Source organism: Candidatus Saganbacteria bacterium (assembly GCA_016223245.1).
In the GTDB taxonomy this organism is placed as follows: Bacteria; Margulisbacteria; WOR-1; order XYC2-FULL-46-14; family XYC2-FULL-37-10; genus JACRPL01.
In genome coordinates this window covers 39,440-54,799 of the sequence record JACRPL010000018.1, presented here as the reverse complement: position 1 = coordinate 54,799, position 15,360 = coordinate 39,440, and the positions used below count along the sequence as shown (strand labels likewise).

Sequence of the window (15,360 nt, the reverse complement as noted above, 5' to 3'; positions counted from 1 at the left end):
GACATGGTGACCCCCCTCAGTTTATTAAAATAGGGTATATCAGCGAAGAATATGCTAAAAAGATACAGCAAATACTCAAAAGTCGTGTCATCACACACGAGAAGGAGGCCACCAGTGGTAAGTTTATCATATTGTGAGGTTTTAAAGGATAGCAAGGATCCATATCATTTCCGGGTAAAGTTAGTGGAATATGCAGTCAAGTACGGGATCAAAGCGGCGTCAAAATATTTCTGTTGTTCAAGGAATACCGTTCGCAAATGGCTGCGGCGTTGGAAAGAGGAAGGGCCAAAAGGATTGCGTAATAAATCGAGAAAGCCAAAGCATTCACCAAACAAGACGCCAAAAGAAATGGAGGACAAAGTTATGGAATTGAGAAATGAGCTTAAAAAGATCAGCGGCAAACGAATGAGGATGGAATTTAGCATCCCCTTGGCCCCATCAACTATTTACCGAATCTATTCCGACAATGAGGTTACGAAGATCAAATGGAAGAAACACAGGAAGAAACAGGATTTGAGGGAAATGAAGAAAAAACTTAAAGTATTTGAAAAGATACAGGTTGATATCAAAGATTTGAGCGACATACCGAATTACTTTGAACAGTCTCTGCATACAAGGCTTCCTAGATATCAATTTACAGCCAGGGACGTTAAATCCGGCGCTATGTTTATAGCATACGCCAAGAACAAGGATTTGGGCAATGCTTCAACATTTTGCGCCTACCTATTAGCCCATCTGAAACGATTGGGCATAAATGTTAATGAGATCGGCATACAAACAGACAATGATGGTGCTTTCGTAGGCAATTGGAGACCAGGGTCAAATTCAACATTTACATATATTATTGAAAAGATATTTGAGGCTGAACATTTAAGAATCCCTCCATCTTCTCCAACGTACAATTCCGATGTTTTACAAAACACCATTAAGGATCATTGCGGAAGAACATGGAAAAGTTGATGTCGACCTATTAACTCTGCCTCCAATTATCCTTGACGACAACTTCCATATATATTTAAATACTATTAATGGGGTAAAGAATTGTGAGAGGGGCCACCATGTCCCCAGATTGCCTAGTTAAAATATATTTAAAATATATTTTTGGAATAGTTTTCAGGCTAGTCAAATTATGATGGCAGTTTATGGTTGTAAAAATCAGGCATGATTTGTGTTAAAAAACTAGTTCGTCAAAAGGTCGTACTTAACATATCCGCGTTCGATGATCTTTTTGGTGACGTTATTTTCGGGGATTTCGTATACTATGACTGTTTCTTCCTGGTAGAGGTTCAGTGTTTTGCATTTTGGGCATTTGACTTCGACTTTGCTGCCCTCCGCGACCTTGGCTAATAATCTATGGCAAAAATTACATCTAAATTCTTTCATGTCTTAGCTCCTTATAGTATATCAAAGTTTCTCTATATATTTTATTGTCGACCTTTAAAAGAAATTTTTACAAAATAAATAAAAGTGATTATCGACTATCAAATACGGCAATTCACTTAGAAATCGCCTCGCTTCCGATCTCGCTTGCGCCTTGTCCCTATCTTTAATATCAAAAGTTTGAACGATAGGAGAAAGGTCGGATATCCCGACCGGCGTGACCGAAAGTCTGACAACGCCTTTTCGAATATAATCAGCCTCATCTGCAAGGGCGATTGTTTTTGGCTCCTCAACAGTTTCTTCCGTGATCAAAGTGGATAATAGTTCCGGATCTCCGCCTCGACTATCATGGATCAGAGCGGCAACCCATCTGGGCATTACATCGATATCTTTTCTATTAGCAAGGTCGGCAAGCAACTTCGCGTCGGCATCATCCTTTTGGAAAAGTGATAACTTGGCCACTTGCTCGGCAAGCTGAGCAGAGGCTTCGCCCATATTTATCTTTTGCAACAGATCGGATTTTAACGCCGCCAATAGACCCTGGATTTCATGTATAGGCATTTCATCGGGTTTTTGCACTAGAGAAAGCCTAGTATTGTCAAATCTTAATATTTGCAATTCATGCTCTAATACGATTTCGGGAAAAACGATCGTACCGCAAACAAGCGCCTGATGCGACAAAGTTGAAGCCAAATTCTCGGCATGCACCCTTCCGGCATTTGCAAGCACTTCATTCGCTCCCGTAGTTACGGCTCCTATGCCACGCCTCAGCCTGCTATGCTTCATAAAAGGATGCAATGTATCCAGAGGATGAAGTCCTCTTTCATAGGTACATGCCGTTGATATCATATTTCCTCCTTAAAAAAATAATAATTAGATATTGCTCGAAGCAATTACTATGAGACTAGTTAGGAACCTGCGAGTGAACCCTGCCTGCCGGCAGGCACGGCTCGCGGTTCCTAAAAACTACGAGGAAACCGCGACGTCCATTCTCCGTAGCAGTGCTACTGCGAAGGATGAATTTAGTCGCTGGTTTTTGAGTTGCTAACCAGTCTCACTATGAGATCTATGAAAAATTGACCCGTCAAAATCGCGGTGTCAAGTTTACCCGCATCTGGCGGGTTTTTGGGATTCACATATATATCGACAGCCCCCCCCGAGAATTTCACTTTTAAAAAATTATTTTTTTGGGGGGGCTTAAATTAATATGTGAACTTGTACATTTTGCCGCCGCTCCCTGAAGAAATAAATGTATACGGCGAAATAGAGATTATGGCTATCCCGTGAAAATCCGTTGGGAAATTTGACGAAAGGACCGTCCAATTGCTTCCATTGTCGACTGATTTGGCAATAAATCCCTGGTCTCCTGAAATTATAAAATATAATGTCGTGAGCACTCTCCTATAGTAAACCCCATTTAAATTTTTAGCGGTCGGGATATTTGCAAGAGTCGTCCAGCTTTCTCCGGTGTTGCTTGTAGCAGCGACCAGCCCGTTTTCGCCGACAATTACGCCGTGGGCGTCATCATAAAAATCACAGGCCCTGATGCCTGAAAAGCCGGTAGTTGAGATCGCTTCAAATGTTTTGGATGAAAGAGACAATGAATTAAGTGATTTTCGGAGCACTCCATCGGTTCCAACGCTAAAATCGTATTTCCCGGCATTACTAATATTATACGAAAACGACCGCATATCAAAATTGAATGCCGTCGAAGCGCGCCAAACATTGACTTCGAGCGTAACATACGCTCTGTCCAATCCCAGAGCAAGGGCTTCAACGGACGAGACAGCATAAACAACATGTAATTCTTTTGTGGTACTACTTGTCTGCGCGGCCCATGTTTCTCCAGAATTCGTAGAATGGATTATCGTCCCAGCTTTGCCTACAGCCCAGCCATGTCCGCTAAAGGAGCTGCCCACCGTAACAAAAGTTACCCCGTACATGTCATTTGTTGTCCCGCTTGGAAGGAGCGTAAAGGTTGAAGGAACGTTCGCGTAAGTCGTTGCAACTTTTGTTGTCGTATTCGTATCTATATTCCCAGCCTCATCGCTTGATCTTACAGCAAAATAATATGCCGTATTCGGGGTAAGACTTGAAACTGTCGTCGATGTAACGCCCGTAACCATTTTGTCGAATGATTTGCTCAAAAAGTAACTGCTCATTTCCGATGAAGATGAGGCCTTAAATACCAGATAGTTCACTTTGCTTGCGGCTGACGCGTCATCGGTAGCCGAATTCCATGTAACAACTACTTCATACGTACTGGATGTTGACGCGGTAACAATGCCGTTAAAAGCAGGTGCCCTTGTATCATCTATTATCCCTAAGCCGCAGCCCGCAATATACCCGCAAAGCAAAATAAAAACAAAAAAGAATAATGAATATTTAAAGAATGCTTGATTTAATAAGTTTTTGAGTATATTCATTTTTGGGCCCATTTAATATTTGCCCGGCGTCTCCCGTTTCGATAATTCTACCACCCTGCATAACACAAATACAAGTTGCTATATATTTTATTACCGCTAAGTCATGCGCAATAAAAATGTAGGTCATCCCTAGCTTTTCTTTCAGCTCTTTAAGCAGGTCCAATATCTGCAATGAGATGCTAAGATCAAGCGATGATACGGGTTCGTCCAAAATAAGGAATTTTGGATTTGTCGAAATTGCGCGCGCAATGCCGACTCTCTGCCTCTCGCCTCCGGATAGTTCGTGCGGCCATCTATCCGCATATGACTCCGGAAGATTAACCATCTTGAGTAGTTCGCCTACGCGCGGCGGAAGGCCGTGGATTTTCGAAGGCTCCGCAATTGCGTCCCCCAGTTTGATCTTGGGGTTAAGCGATGTTTGCGGATCCTGGAAAACGATACCGCAATCCCTCCGAATATTGCTTACATTATATATAATGCTTCCTGCGTCGTAATTTATTAGTTTTAGGATCATCCGCGCCAATGTGGTTTTGCCCGACCCCGATTCCCCGACCAGGCCCAAAGAATCCCCAAAGTTTATCGAAAGCGATAGCCCATCAATAACTTTGCGCCCGGCGAAGTTCTTATGCAGATCAATTATATCGATCAGCTTTTCAGCCATATAACACCCTCATGCAATCTACAAGCTTTTTCGTATAAACGTGTTTTGGGTCCTGAAAAATATCAGGTCCGGCCTCAACTATCTTCCCGTTTTGCATCACGGCAAACCTGTCGCAAACATGTTTTGCGATCTTAAAATTATGCGTTATAAATATCATACCGAAACCCAATTGTTTTTGAAGGTCTTTGATCAATTGCAAGATTTCCGCTTGGATCGTCACATCAAGAGCTGTTGTTGGTTCATCGGCTATCAAAAATTCCGGCTCGCATGCAAGCGCCATCGCGATCATGACCCTCTGCCTCATGCCTCCGGAAAATTGGTGGGGATAATCGTTTATCCTGCTTTTGTCGATCTTAACAAGTTCGAGCATTTTTTGGGTTTTATCCTGTGCTTTAGCGCCTTTAAGCCTTTGGTGGAGGCTTATTGCTTCGGAGATCTGGTCGCCGACAGTAAATACTGGATTTAAAGAAGAGAACGGATCCTGAAAGATCATAGAGATCTTTGCCCCGCGGATATCTATCATTTCCGCTTCGCTTGCGCTGAACAAATCTTTTTCATCGAGAAAAATGGACCCTTTAATGATTTTTCCGGGAGGATATATCAGCCTCATTATTGAAAGCGCGACGGTGGATTTTCCCGATCCTGATTCCCCAAGAAGCCCTAATGTCTCTCCGCGATTTACAGAGAATGAAACATCATCAACTGCTTTAATTGCCGAATCCTGCGAATAAAAATATGTTGACAGATTTTTAACTTCTAACATTTCCTCACCCTCTAACATCAAATTTCTCCCTTAATCCTTCGCCAACAAAGTATAAAGATAACACTGTAAAAAATATTAAAAGCCCTGGAATTATCGCCATCCATGGCGCGTCAAAAAGATACGCTTGTGAATTTGTAAGCATATTTCCCCATGAAGGCACGGGCGGCTGTACCCCTAAACCTAAAAAAGAAAGTGCGGATTCGGTTAAAACTGCTCCAGCCATCCCAAGAGTTCCGGCTACAATTATCGGATTGAGCGCGTTCGGCAAAATATGTCGAAAAATAATCCTAATATCCGAACATCCAATAGCTTTTGCCGCTTCAACATACGACAGCTCCCTTATTTTCAAAAATTCACCTCGAACAAGGCGTGCAACTCCCATCCATGAAGTCAATCCGATCACGACCATCACATTGAAGATGCTGGGTTTAAGCATAACTTGGATAGCCAATAATAAGAATATCGACGGGAATGCGAGCATCACATCGACAAAACGCATGATCGCTGAATCCAAGAATCCACCATAGTATCCCGAAACCGCACCGAATATCGTCCCGACAATTATCGAGATAATTACTGCAATAAATCCGACCGACAACGAGATCCTTGCCCCATACATCGCTCGGCTAAAGATATCGCGCCCAAGATCATCGGTGCCAAAAATATGCGTGATCGATGGCGAAAGAGTATCGTCGGCAACAATTTCTTCAGGGCTATATGGCGCTATAACAGGCGCAAATACTGCAAAGATCACCAGTATTAATAAAATAAATATTCCAACATTTGACATTTTTAATTTGTCATTTGTCATTTTTATCATATCTTATCCTCGGATCAACTAATGCATACCCAACATCCGCCAAAAGATTTCCTAGCACTATAAGTAGAGCCGAAAACATAACTATCCCCATTATTAGAGGATAATTTCTCGAAAATATCGCCGCAACGCCTAGCCTTCCCATGCCGGGCCACGCGAAAATTGTTTCTATAATAAATGCACCCGAAAAAAGATCGGGCAGCGATAATCCCAAGATAGTTACAATAGGTATTAACGCATTGCGAAGCGCATGTTTGAAAATTACGACTCTTTCGGGCAGCCCTTTCGCGCGCGCGGTTCTCACAAAATCCTGGTTCAGGACTTCAAGCATTGAAGCCCTTTGATATCTGGTTAGGCCTGCAAGGCTTCCTATCGTCATAGTTATTAACGGGAGAACAATATTCCCGACCGCGGGAAGAATGTGCAGTTTTACCGAGAAAATAAGCATTAGAACGAGCCCAAGCCAGAAAGACGGTATCGCCATCCCGGCGAATGAAAATATTGTGAAAAAATTATCGAATGCGGATCCTTTTTTTACGGCGGAGATCACGCCGATCGGGATCGTGATCAATAATGTCAATAAAAACGACAAGCTCATCAATATTAAAGTGTTCGGCAATCGTTCCGCTATCTCGTTAATTACCGGTTGGCCGGTCAGGTAGCTTGTCCCGAAGTTCAAATGAAGAGCATTCCAAAGCCATTTCATATATTGGACATGGATCGGCTGGTCCAATCCGAAATTCGCCCTGATCCTTGCAAGCTCTTGAGGATTAATATTTGGATCGACAAAAAGCGATGTCGGGTCTCCGGGAGCTAAATGCATTACGAAGAAAGAAACAAAAGATATGCCGATCAATAAAGGGATAAGCTGAAATAATCGTTTAATAATATATTTTATCATTTTTTTATAAAGACCTTTTCGATATTTAGAAATATTCCCGCCGGTCCCGGTTTTGACAATCCGCCGACTCTGTCCCTAACGCCTATTACGCTATGAGGAAACCATAAAAAGATATACGGCTGGTCCTCGGAAATCAATTTATTCAATTCGCCATATATTTTCTTGCGTTTATTTTTGTTCATCTCAACTCGCCCCTGCTCCAAAAGCCTATCAACTTTAGGGTTCACATATTTTATAAAATTAAAGCCTTTTGGATACTGGGTCGAATGCCAAATTGAATGGCTATCCGGGTCAAGCCCCAGCGACCAGCCAATTATTACGGCATCAAAATCTTTATGCTGTTTGGGACTGTTTACAATTCGAAGCAATGCCGCCCATTCCAATATCTTGATGTCCATTTTGATCCCGATTTTTTTGAATTGCTGCTGTAATATGACCGCGGCCTTTTCTCTTTCTTTATTTCCTTGGTTAATTATGCAGGTAAACTCAAATCTTGGATCATTTTTGTATCCAAGGCTATCAAGCATTGCCTTGGATTTAGCGGGATCGTATTCGTACTTAAAAACATCATCCGAATATGACCATGAAACGGGTGAAGCTGGGGCATAAGCCGGAGTTCCCTGCTTTTTTAACGCCAAAGATATCAGCTGCTTTTTGTTGACGGCATAAGCCATCGCTTGCCGGACCTTTTTATTTGAAAATATCGGACTGTCATTGTTCAGTCCAAGATATGTATATAGAAGCGTATCGTATTCGAATACGTTAATGCCTTTGACTGACTTCATTCTTGTATAATCTTTTGGGGGGATCCCTGCGGAATCGATCTCGCCTGCTTCGAGGGCTGCCAAGGTGGCGTTCTCGTCGGGAATGATCCTAAATATGATCGATGAAAGAAGAGGCCTCCCCCGAAAGAACTTATCATTTCTGACAACTTTTACAAAATCCCCTGTTTTCCATTCGGAAAATTTGAATGGGCCGGTACCTATAGGATGCCTGTTAAAAGCGGCGGTATTTATATCTTTATTTTGGAGCAGGTGCTTTGGAATGATCCCAATCCCGAGCCTGGATAAAAACGGCGCGAACGGTTTTGGGAGGATTGCTTGCACGGTGTATTTATTTATGATGACGAATTTGATCTGCTGGCCGTCTATTATATAATCGGATCGTCTAATTGAGTTAACTTTGGGATTTAGGATCGAATCAAAAGTAAATTTGACATCATCGGCTGAAAATTCTTTCCCATCATGCCACTTTATATTTTTTTTAAGTTTAATTGTCCAGACTTTACCGTCTTTTGATGTTGACCATGATTCAGCCATGTCGGGGATGACTTCTAGCTTTTCATTTATTCGCGTGAGTCCGGAGAATATGACATCTTCAACTGATGAAGAAGCACTATCGGTCGATAGAATCGGATTTAGGACAGAAACCTCGCCACCGAGGGAAAAGATTAACTTGCCATTTGGATCGACTGCAGGGATTGGGAGGGATAGAGAGGGATGAGCAGGGAGGAGCAGGAGCAAAGATAGTAATATTATCACTCTTTTCACAGAAGTTGGGTCATGATCAGGCCTTTGCCTTTTTAGACTGAAATTCCTGCTGTATCGGCAGCTTTAAAGATTCCGCGTCCGGCAATTTCCCTTTTAATGCCTTAGGCAGTTTTTTGGTCAGATAGTATTCAGCCACTCCGACCGGTTTCTTGACGCCGCGTAGAGCATATTCCACTACAACGTGGTCCTTATCAGCGCATAAAATGATGCCAATAGAGGGATTCTCATCTTTCAACTTTACCTTTTCGTCTAAAAGATGTAAATAAAAGTCCATTTTGCCGGCGTATTCCGGTTCAAACTTACCAGTTTTGAGTTCAAGCGCCACAAGACATTTGATTTCTCGGTTGTAAAACAAAAGATCAACAAAGAATTCATTATCGCCCAAAGTTAAACGATATTGATTGCCAATAAACGAAAAGCCAAATCCAAGTTCCAATACAAACTGCTTAATTTTTTCAACAAGGCGCTTTTCCAGCTCTCGCTCCAAAACCGGTTTGGCAATGCCTAGAAAATCAAGATTATAAACACTTTTTATCGCCTCATCAGCTTGCTCGCTAAGATGTGCGGGTAAGGCTTGAGAAAAGTTGTGGGTTTTCTTTTTAAGGTTTAACGCATAAGTGTCCGCTTTGATCTGATTGAGTAGAACATTTCTTGACCAGCCAAATTTGATGCTGGCTTTTATATAGAATTCACGCTCTTTTTCGCTTTTGGCCTTCTGCATGATGAGAATATTATGTCCCCAGGGTAATTCTGGCACAAGCTGTGCCAGTTTTGTATTCTCTTTGTATTTAAGGTAAAACATTCTCATGCGCCAGAGATTCTCTCGGGAATACCCTTTGTAATTTTCAGATTCACGGATTAGGTCATAAGATAATTGTTCGACAACCCCCTTCCCCCATCCGAATTTTTCCTGCCTCTCAACAATGCTTTTCCCAATATCCCAATAAAGGCTCATAAGCTCATGGTTAACCGAGCGGACAGCCTTAATCCGAGCCGAAACGATGCGCGACTTGATTTCTATTAAAAATTCACTATATTCATTATTTGATATCTTCATCTTAAATTCCAATATCCAATTTCACAATCTCTAGCTACATATTTGTGAGTTCTAATATCTTCGAAAATCCATTCCGTTTGTATCCCGTTAAAGTATAATTATTGTCGATCTCGTTATAATTATAAATTATTTTGCCCGCAGTGTCCGAATCCTTATATTCTTGCCCCGTGTACGGATTTGTCGGCACTTTTGATATAAAATTCCCGCCTATTAGATAATTTGTGCATAAGCTGTATACCGTGATATTTTTGCCCACCGGATATGTAAGGTTTTCCATATTATATGCTTCAACAGCTAATTGAACCGAGTGGATAACGGCCTTGACCGCCGTTTCTTTTGATTTATCCTGCGCCCCCAATATATTTGGGACAAGAAATGCTATCAGCAAACCTATGATCCCCAACACGACTAATATCTCGATCAAAGTGAAACCTGCCTGCCGGCAGGCACGGCCTTTTTTATTATTTTTCATATTTACTCCTCCTGTTATAATAGCGAATTTACTATAGAAAATAAAGGCAATAGCATGGCTAAAGCCACAAATCCAACTATTCCTCCCACAAAAAGCGTCGCGGCAGGCTCGACATATATGGAAAGCATTTTCAATTTTTCTTCCGTCATACTTGAAAATTGTTCGCCTGCCTCATATATCATTTGTGCTACGTCTCCCGACTCCTCGCCTACGGATAAAAATTGCGACAAAGTCCCGCTGAATATTTTATGTTCCGAAAACGAAGATGATATGCTTTTTCCGCATTCGATATCGGTAATAATTTTTAAAATGGAAGCGCGAATCGTTTTGCTTTCTATCCCATCCGACAGGTCCCGTAAAGCTTGTGTAAAAGGAACCCCGCTCTTCAACTGGTAGCTTAAAGAATAACAGAGATCGGACAAAATGGACATCGAATAGATCTTGCCGAAATACGGCAGTCTAAGTCTAAGATCGGGATCTCTAACTGATCGAAAGATCAATAAAGCCAATATTGCGCCTATCGGCCAGATCAGATAATTGTATTTTGGGATAGAAACTACGATCTGGGTTACAAGCGGCAACGCACAACCGAAATCATTGAATATTTTGGAATAAGCGGGCATTACAAAAATGATCAAAAATAATATGCATACGATCGAAACACAAAATACGATCGAAGGATAACTTATGGCTTTGATGAAATCGTTCAATATCTTCTCTTTTTTCTCTTGCAGGAGCGAGGCTTTGAGCATTGCCTCATCCAAAAACGAATTCTCTTCGGCAATTTTCAGCGCGCACTTGACCTCTTTTGAGATCAGCTTTGAATAAAGCATCGCTTCGGAAAAACTTGTCCCTTTCTCAAGCATTGAGGAGGTTTTTAAGATCTTTTGAGATGATATTTTATCGGTTTGCACCGCTAAGATCTTTAAAGCCTTATTGAGCGGCATCCCGGACTTTATAAGTTTTGATAATTGCTTTAAAAGATCGGAGGATTTCATATTCTAAAGAATTCCCTTGCGTTTTTTGTGGTCTCGATCGCGACATCTTCGACCGAAAGGCCTTTTATAGCCGCTATTTTTTTTGCGATAATAGCTACATTAGCCGGTTCGTTTCGGCTCCCGCGCAATGGATCGGGCGCTAAATACGGGCTATCGGTTTCGATCATTAGTTTATTCATAGGAACGATCTTTGCCTGTTCCCTTAAAAGGCCGGCTTTCTTAAAAGTGATATTTCCCGTAAATGAGACCATGAACCCCATCTCTTCGGCAAAAACGCGCAAATTAGGGTCGCCTGCGAAACAATGGAAGACTGCCTGAAGCTTCCCCTTATTTTCTTCGCGCATTATCCGGATAACATCGTTATCGGCCTGCCTGCAATGAACAATTACTGGAAGATCCAATTTTTGGGCAAGGTTTAAAAATATTCTAAATGCTTTCTGCTGAACTTCTTTTTCAACGATCGTATGATAATAATCCAAACCGGTTTCACCGATAGCCACGACTTTCTTATTTGAAGCTAAAGAGCTTATGTGTTTGATCGCTTCGTCGTTCACAAGCTGGGCGTCGTTTGGATGGATGCCTACCGCCGCATAAATGAGGTCATAATTATTGGCCAGGGTCATGCTTGCGTTAGATGAATCAATATCGAAAGAAGCATTGATTATCGCTTCGACCTTCGCGGCTTTTGCGCGGTCGATAACTTCGGATAGATCCGAGTATTCCGGCATCGTCAGGTGAGCATGGGTATCTATGAACATGGGGACTCCTCGCAGTTTGTTTGAACCTGCGAATAAATTCGCGGTTCCTTAACTGGGGCCCCCGAGAATAAATTCTCGGACCCCATATAATATCTTTTATCGATATTCTGTCCATTTCTTTGATTTAAAATATAATGATATACCATTTTTTCCTTTTCATGGGTGCGAAAATTTATTTTCGCGGGCCCCATTTCATTGGAACCGAGACTTTAGTCTCAGGTTCCACTACTTCGCTAGACGAGGGAACAATGATCCGCCCTTCTTCACTATTGTCCCAGCAATTTTTATGCCAAGCAATTCGTCGGTATTTTGGGCGGGATCATGAGGCAGGTTAAGCTGGCGCCATATATTTTGCGCCGTATCAGGCATAAATGGATTGACGAGAATCGCTGCAACTTTTAGGACTTCGTACAAATTATTCAATACATAAGCAAGTTGTTCGGTGTTATTTTGTTTGGCCAATGCCCATGGGGTTTGTTTTTCTATATAAGCATTAGAAGTAATAACAAGGCTCCAAATGTTCTCAAGAGCATCTGAAAATGCAAGATTGTTTAGGCTTTCGTCAACTTTTTGAGGAGTGGCTTTGATCAATGAGACCAATTCTTTGCTCAATTCATCTTCTTCTGATATAGGTTTTTCGGGGACAACGCCTCCGAAATATTTTTCGATCATAGTCAAAGATCTGCTTAATAAGTTGCCAAGATCATTGGCTAGATCGGCGTTAAATCGATTGATAAAAGATTGCATAGAAAAATCGCCATCGATCCCAAATGGAACTTCCCTTAAAATAAAATATCTAAAAGCATCAACCCCGTATTGTTCGGATAATGCGATCGGGTCGACAACATTACCCACACTTTTACTCATTTTCTTGCCGTCAACCGTCCACCACCCATGCCCAAAGACTTTTTTTGGCATATCAATTTCCAAAGCCATAAGAATAGCCGGCCATATTACCGCGTGGAACCTGACTATCTCTTTTCCCATGATGTGGACGTCGGCTGGCCAATATTTTTTAAACAATTCGCCATCAGGATAATCCAGGGCCGAAATATAATTCAATAGCGCGTCGAACCATACATATACTACATGCCTAAGATCGGACGGAACCGGTATTCCCCATGGGAAAGCCGTCCTTGTAATAGAAAGGTCCCTTAATCCCTGTTTCACAAAATTAACTGTCTCGTTATGGCGCGAAGATGGCTGGATGAATTTTGGGTTTTCTTTGTAATATTTAAGAAGCTTCTCTTGAAAAGCCGAGAGCTTAAAAAAGTAAGTATCTTCTTTTAATAGATCGACCGGTCTGCCGCAATCAGGACAAAGAAATCGGCCTTCAAGGTCTTGGGGCATCTGGTTCTCGCTCCAGTAAGCCTCATCATGAACGCAGTATAGGCCTTGATATTCTCCCTTATAGATCAAACCTTTTGCCAGAAGTTTTTCAAAGACCGCTTGGACCACATACGTGTGGTCGATATCCGTTGTTCGGATAAAATCGGAATATGAGATATTCAATTTGTCCCAAGCATTCTTAAATCTTACAACAATTTCATCTACAAATTCGTGCGGGTTACGGCCTTCTTTTTCGGCAGTACGGAAAACTTTTTGTCCATGCTCATCGGTGCCTGTCAGGAAAAAGACCTCAAATCCTTTTGTCCTTTTATATCGGGCAAGAACATCGGCGGCAATTGTCGTATATGCGTGCCCGATATGGGGCACATCGTTTACATAATATAGAGGCGTTGTAAGATAAAATTTAGGCTTCATAATTGGATATCTTAATACCAATTATATCAGGGAACATCGGGAAAAAGAATTCTTATTTGCTCGACATCCTTGAGGTAATTATAGGCGTCTTTCGGCAGGTCCTCGTCTCGCCTAAGCCCGAATACAGGCAAAGCGCTCCAGCCATTCCCGTCTTTGAGTTTTGCCTCGACAAGGAACCGTTTTAAAAATTTAGCTTCCCAATCCTTCGAATAAATATCCTGTTCATTATATTGCGGCCTCAAAAAATATTTGAAAAGAGGAGGCTTGCCCTCGCCGGTATCATCTTTTAGCCTGACTATCATCCACTGCGTGCTGACAAGAGCGCCGCTCATTTCCGGGCTTTTGGAATGTTTTTCGGGGATTATTTGGAACCCTCCAACTTGCCATCTTGGGGATACGGAAACATCTATGACCCCGGCATGGTTTGCCCTTATCCGTCCGGGAGGCAAGTAATATGTCCCCTCGAACCGGCCAACGCCCGCGATCGGCTTTAATACCTCTCCTATCTGTTTGCTTTCTTCGTTTGGATAAGAAATATAGATATTACCGCCCTTTCTATTCTCAAAAACAATGGACTTTGGCCAGGGAATGGGATGCGAAACAATAATTGACAATACATCATTTTCTTTTAAGGGGCCTGAAATATCTTTTCCGTTGACCAATACTTTGTTCCCGATGTAAGGCGCGGCTCCTCCCCCGAAAATATCTTCCCCCGCATGAATGTCCGTATAAATTGATGAATCGGGGCTGAAATACGACCTATAATTTTTGAGCTCATCGGCAAACTCAACCGGCAAAAGAGAAAAAATAGTTTTGGGGTCGGCAACCTTAATATGTATGGCGTTAACGGATGTCGCGGCTACTTCTGATGACAGGATCCATTGCGATGCGGTATAACCGTTTGGATTGACGTTAGTCGTAGAAAAAAGAACATGGCCAACGACTTCCGTTGCGCCGTTGTCTTTATGGATAACTTTTATTTCGCCATTATTGGAATTTTTAAGTTCTATCGTAAAATCTTCTTTAAAATCCAATGCCGCTTCTTTTGAGGAGGCTTCCGTTGTCGTTTCGGCAAAACATAGATTGAACAAAAAAATCAGGAATGCAAAGATCAAAATGATCCGACGCGAAAATGGCATTATGAAATGTGCAGTTCCTTCATTTCGCCGGTTTCCATGTAATGCGTCCTTTCGCCGACATTGGTTATGTGGTCCGCTATTCGCTCGATATACCTTGCCATAAGGATCAGATATATCCCGCCCCGAGCCGTTTTGGGATCTTTTTCTATATCAGAAAGAACTTCATCGAATACTTTTTTGAGCGCCGAATCGACTTTGTCGTCGTCTTCTATCATCTTGGCTATAAGGTTCAAGTCCTTGCGGGATATCGCGTCCAGCGCTTCCTGCAGCATCATGCCTGTAAGCTCGGCCATATGGTGGACGGTTGCTTGAGCCGAGACTTTTGGAAACCCAAAAAGCCTGCGCGCAAATTTTACGACGTCGACCGTATAATCCCCCATTCTCTCGATATCGGATATTATCCTCATAGTAGACGCTATAAATCTCAAGTCGCGAGCCATTGGCTGCTGCGTCGCGATAAGCTCAAGGCACCTGCGCTCAATATCGATATTATACTTATCAACGATGTCGTCCATTTTTATAACATCGTCAACAAGTTTATTATCTTCTTTCTTATAGGCTATCATGGATTTTTTGAGCATTTCCATGACGGTTAGCCCCATAGCCATCACCATATCTTCGACTTCTTTTAATTCTCTTTCGAATGTTTCCCTTATCCTGTCCATAGTTCCCTC

General features: G+C 42.1%; 16 protein-coding genes. 1 reads left to right on the top strand and 15 read right to left on the bottom strand.

Features of this window, described 5'->3' with window-relative positions; translation table 11 throughout:
* Positions 1-114 precede the first annotated feature (114 nt).
* Positions 115-960: a helix-turn-helix domain containing protein gene (locus HZC34_07160; GenBank protein MBI5701598.1), complete on the top strand. Its 846-nt coding sequence runs from the start codon at positions 115-117 to the stop codon at positions 958-960.
* Between the two features lie 219 nt (positions 961-1,179).
* Here HZC34_07160 and HZC34_07155 read toward each other — a convergent pair whose 3' ends face one another.
* The 15 genes from HZC34_07155 to phoU form a co-directional block, all read right to left on the bottom strand.
* Positions 1,180-1,383 (bottom strand): Com family DNA-binding transcriptional regulator, encoded by a 204-nt coding sequence (locus HZC34_07155; GenBank protein MBI5701597.1) that lies wholly within the window; start codon positions 1,381-1,383, stop codon positions 1,180-1,182.
* A 54-nt stretch (positions 1,384-1,437) separates the two neighbouring features.
* Complete coding sequence (locus tag HZC34_07150) at positions 1,438-2,229, bottom strand: hypothetical protein (GenBank protein MBI5701596.1); 792 nt, start codon at positions 2,227-2,229, stop codon at positions 1,438-1,440.
* Between the two features lie 353 nt (positions 2,230-2,582).
* The gene (locus HZC34_07145) at positions 2,583-3,806 is read right to left on the bottom strand and encodes a hypothetical protein (GenBank protein MBI5701595.1); all 1,224 of its coding nucleotides are present in this window, start codon (positions 3,804-3,806) and stop codon (positions 2,583-2,585) included.
* Entirely contained in the window at positions 3,766-4,467 is a 702-nt protein-coding gene (locus HZC34_07140) for an ABC transporter ATP-binding protein (protein MBI5701594.1), read from the bottom strand. The genes HZC34_07145 and HZC34_07140 overlap by 41 nt, the downstream gene beginning before the upstream one ends.
* Entirely contained in the window at positions 4,460-5,248 is a 789-nt protein-coding gene (locus HZC34_07135) for an ABC transporter ATP-binding protein (protein ID MBI5701593.1), read from the bottom strand. The genes HZC34_07140 and HZC34_07135 overlap by 8 nt, the downstream gene beginning before the upstream one ends.
* Complete coding sequence (locus HZC34_07130; protein MBI5701592.1) at positions 5,235-6,050, bottom strand: ABC transporter permease; 816 nt, start codon at positions 6,048-6,050, stop codon at positions 5,235-5,237. The genes HZC34_07135 and HZC34_07130 overlap by 14 nt, the downstream gene beginning before the upstream one ends.
* Positions 6,031-6,948 (bottom strand): ABC transporter permease, encoded by a 918-nt coding sequence (locus tag HZC34_07125; protein ID MBI5701591.1) that lies wholly within the window; start codon positions 6,946-6,948, stop codon positions 6,031-6,033. Before HZC34_07125 ends, HZC34_07130 begins: the two co-directional genes overlap by 20 nt.
* Positions 6,945-8,498 carry a peptide-binding protein gene (locus HZC34_07120; protein MBI5701590.1) on the bottom strand — a complete coding sequence of 518 codons (1,554 nt, stop codon included), beginning with the start codon at positions 8,496-8,498 and terminating at the stop codon, positions 6,945-6,947. Before HZC34_07120 ends, HZC34_07125 begins: the two co-directional genes overlap by 4 nt.
* A gap of 16 nt (positions 8,499-8,514) precedes the next feature.
* The gene (locus HZC34_07115) at positions 8,515-9,555 is read right to left on the bottom strand and encodes a DUF1016 domain-containing protein (GenBank protein ID MBI5701589.1); all 1,041 of its coding nucleotides are present in this window, start codon (positions 9,553-9,555) and stop codon (positions 8,515-8,517) included.
* A 34-nt stretch (positions 9,556-9,589) separates the two neighbouring features.
* Entirely contained in the window at positions 9,590-10,027 is a 438-nt protein-coding gene (locus tag HZC34_07110) for a prepilin-type N-terminal cleavage/methylation domain-containing protein (protein ID MBI5701588.1), read from the bottom strand.
* A 14-nt stretch (positions 10,028-10,041) separates the two neighbouring features.
* A complete protein-coding gene (locus HZC34_07105; GenBank protein ID MBI5701587.1) occupies positions 10,042-11,025 on the bottom strand; it encodes a type II secretion system F family protein in 984 nt (327 codons plus the stop codon).
* Complete coding sequence (locus HZC34_07100; GenBank protein ID MBI5701586.1) at positions 11,022-11,783, bottom strand: TatD family hydrolase; 762 nt, start codon at positions 11,781-11,783, stop codon at positions 11,022-11,024. Before HZC34_07100 ends, HZC34_07105 begins: the two co-directional genes overlap by 4 nt.
* A gap of 225 nt (positions 11,784-12,008) precedes the next feature.
* Positions 12,009-13,547: a methionine--tRNA ligase gene (gene metG, locus HZC34_07095; protein MBI5701585.1), complete on the bottom strand. Its 1,539-nt coding sequence runs from the start codon at positions 13,545-13,547 to the stop codon at positions 12,009-12,011.
* Between the two features lie 26 nt (positions 13,548-13,573).
* Entirely contained in the window at positions 13,574-14,686 is a 1,113-nt protein-coding gene (locus tag HZC34_07090) for a hypothetical protein (GenBank protein MBI5701584.1), read from the bottom strand.
* A complete protein-coding gene (phoU, locus tag HZC34_07085; GenBank protein ID MBI5701583.1) occupies positions 14,686-15,351 on the bottom strand; it encodes a phosphate signaling complex protein PhoU in 666 nt (221 codons plus the stop codon). Before phoU ends, HZC34_07090 begins: the two co-directional genes overlap by 1 nt.
* Between the last annotated feature and the right edge of the window lie 9 nt (positions 15,352-15,360).

Bases quoted from the DNA above. Each gene is read 5' to 3' on its own strand.
- HZC34_07150 (MBI5701596.1), bottom strand. From the start codon at position 2,229: ATGATATCAACGGCATGTACCTATGAAAGAGGACTTCATCCTCTGGAT.
- HZC34_07135 (MBI5701593.1), bottom strand. From the start codon at position 5,248: ATGTTAGAGGGTGAGGAAATGTTAGAAGTTAAAAATCTGTCAACATAT.
- HZC34_07125 (MBI5701591.1), bottom strand. From the start codon at position 6,948: ATGATAAAATATATTATTAAACGATTATTTCAGCTTATCCCTTTATTG.
- HZC34_07110 (MBI5701588.1), bottom strand. From the start codon at position 10,027: ATGAAAAATAATAAAAAAGGCCGTGCCTGCCGGCAGGCAGGTTTCACT.
- HZC34_07145 (MBI5701595.1), bottom strand. From the start codon at position 3,806: ATGAATATACTCAAAAACTTATTAAATCAAGCATTCTTTAAATATTCA.
- HZC34_07105 (MBI5701587.1), bottom strand. From the start codon at position 11,025: ATGAAATCCTCCGATCTTTTAAAGCAATTATCAAAACTTATAAAGTCC.
- phoU (MBI5701583.1), bottom strand. From the start codon at position 15,351: ATGGACAGGATAAGGGAAACATTCGAAAGAGAATTAAAAGAAGTCGAA.
- HZC34_07155 (MBI5701597.1), bottom strand. From the start codon at position 1,383: ATGAAAGAATTTAGATGTAATTTTTGCCATAGATTATTAGCCAAGGTC.
- HZC34_07140 (MBI5701594.1), bottom strand. From the start codon at position 4,467: ATGGCTGAAAAGCTGATCGATATAATTGATCTGCATAAGAACTTCGCC.
- metG (MBI5701585.1), bottom strand. From the start codon at position 13,547: ATGAAGCCTAAATTTTATCTTACAACGCCTCTATATTATGTAAACGAT.
- HZC34_07090 (MBI5701584.1), bottom strand. From the start codon at position 14,686: ATGCCATTTTCGCGTCGGATCATTTTGATCTTTGCATTCCTGATTTTT.
- HZC34_07115 (MBI5701589.1), bottom strand. From the start codon at position 9,555: ATGAAGATATCAAATAATGAATATAGTGAATTTTTAATAGAAATCAAG.
- HZC34_07100 (MBI5701586.1), bottom strand. From the start codon at position 11,783: ATGTTCATAGATACCCATGCTCACCTGACGATGCCGGAATACTCGGAT.
- HZC34_07130 (MBI5701592.1), bottom strand. From the start codon at position 6,050: ATGATAAAAATGACAAATGACAAATTAAAAATGTCAAATGTTGGAATA.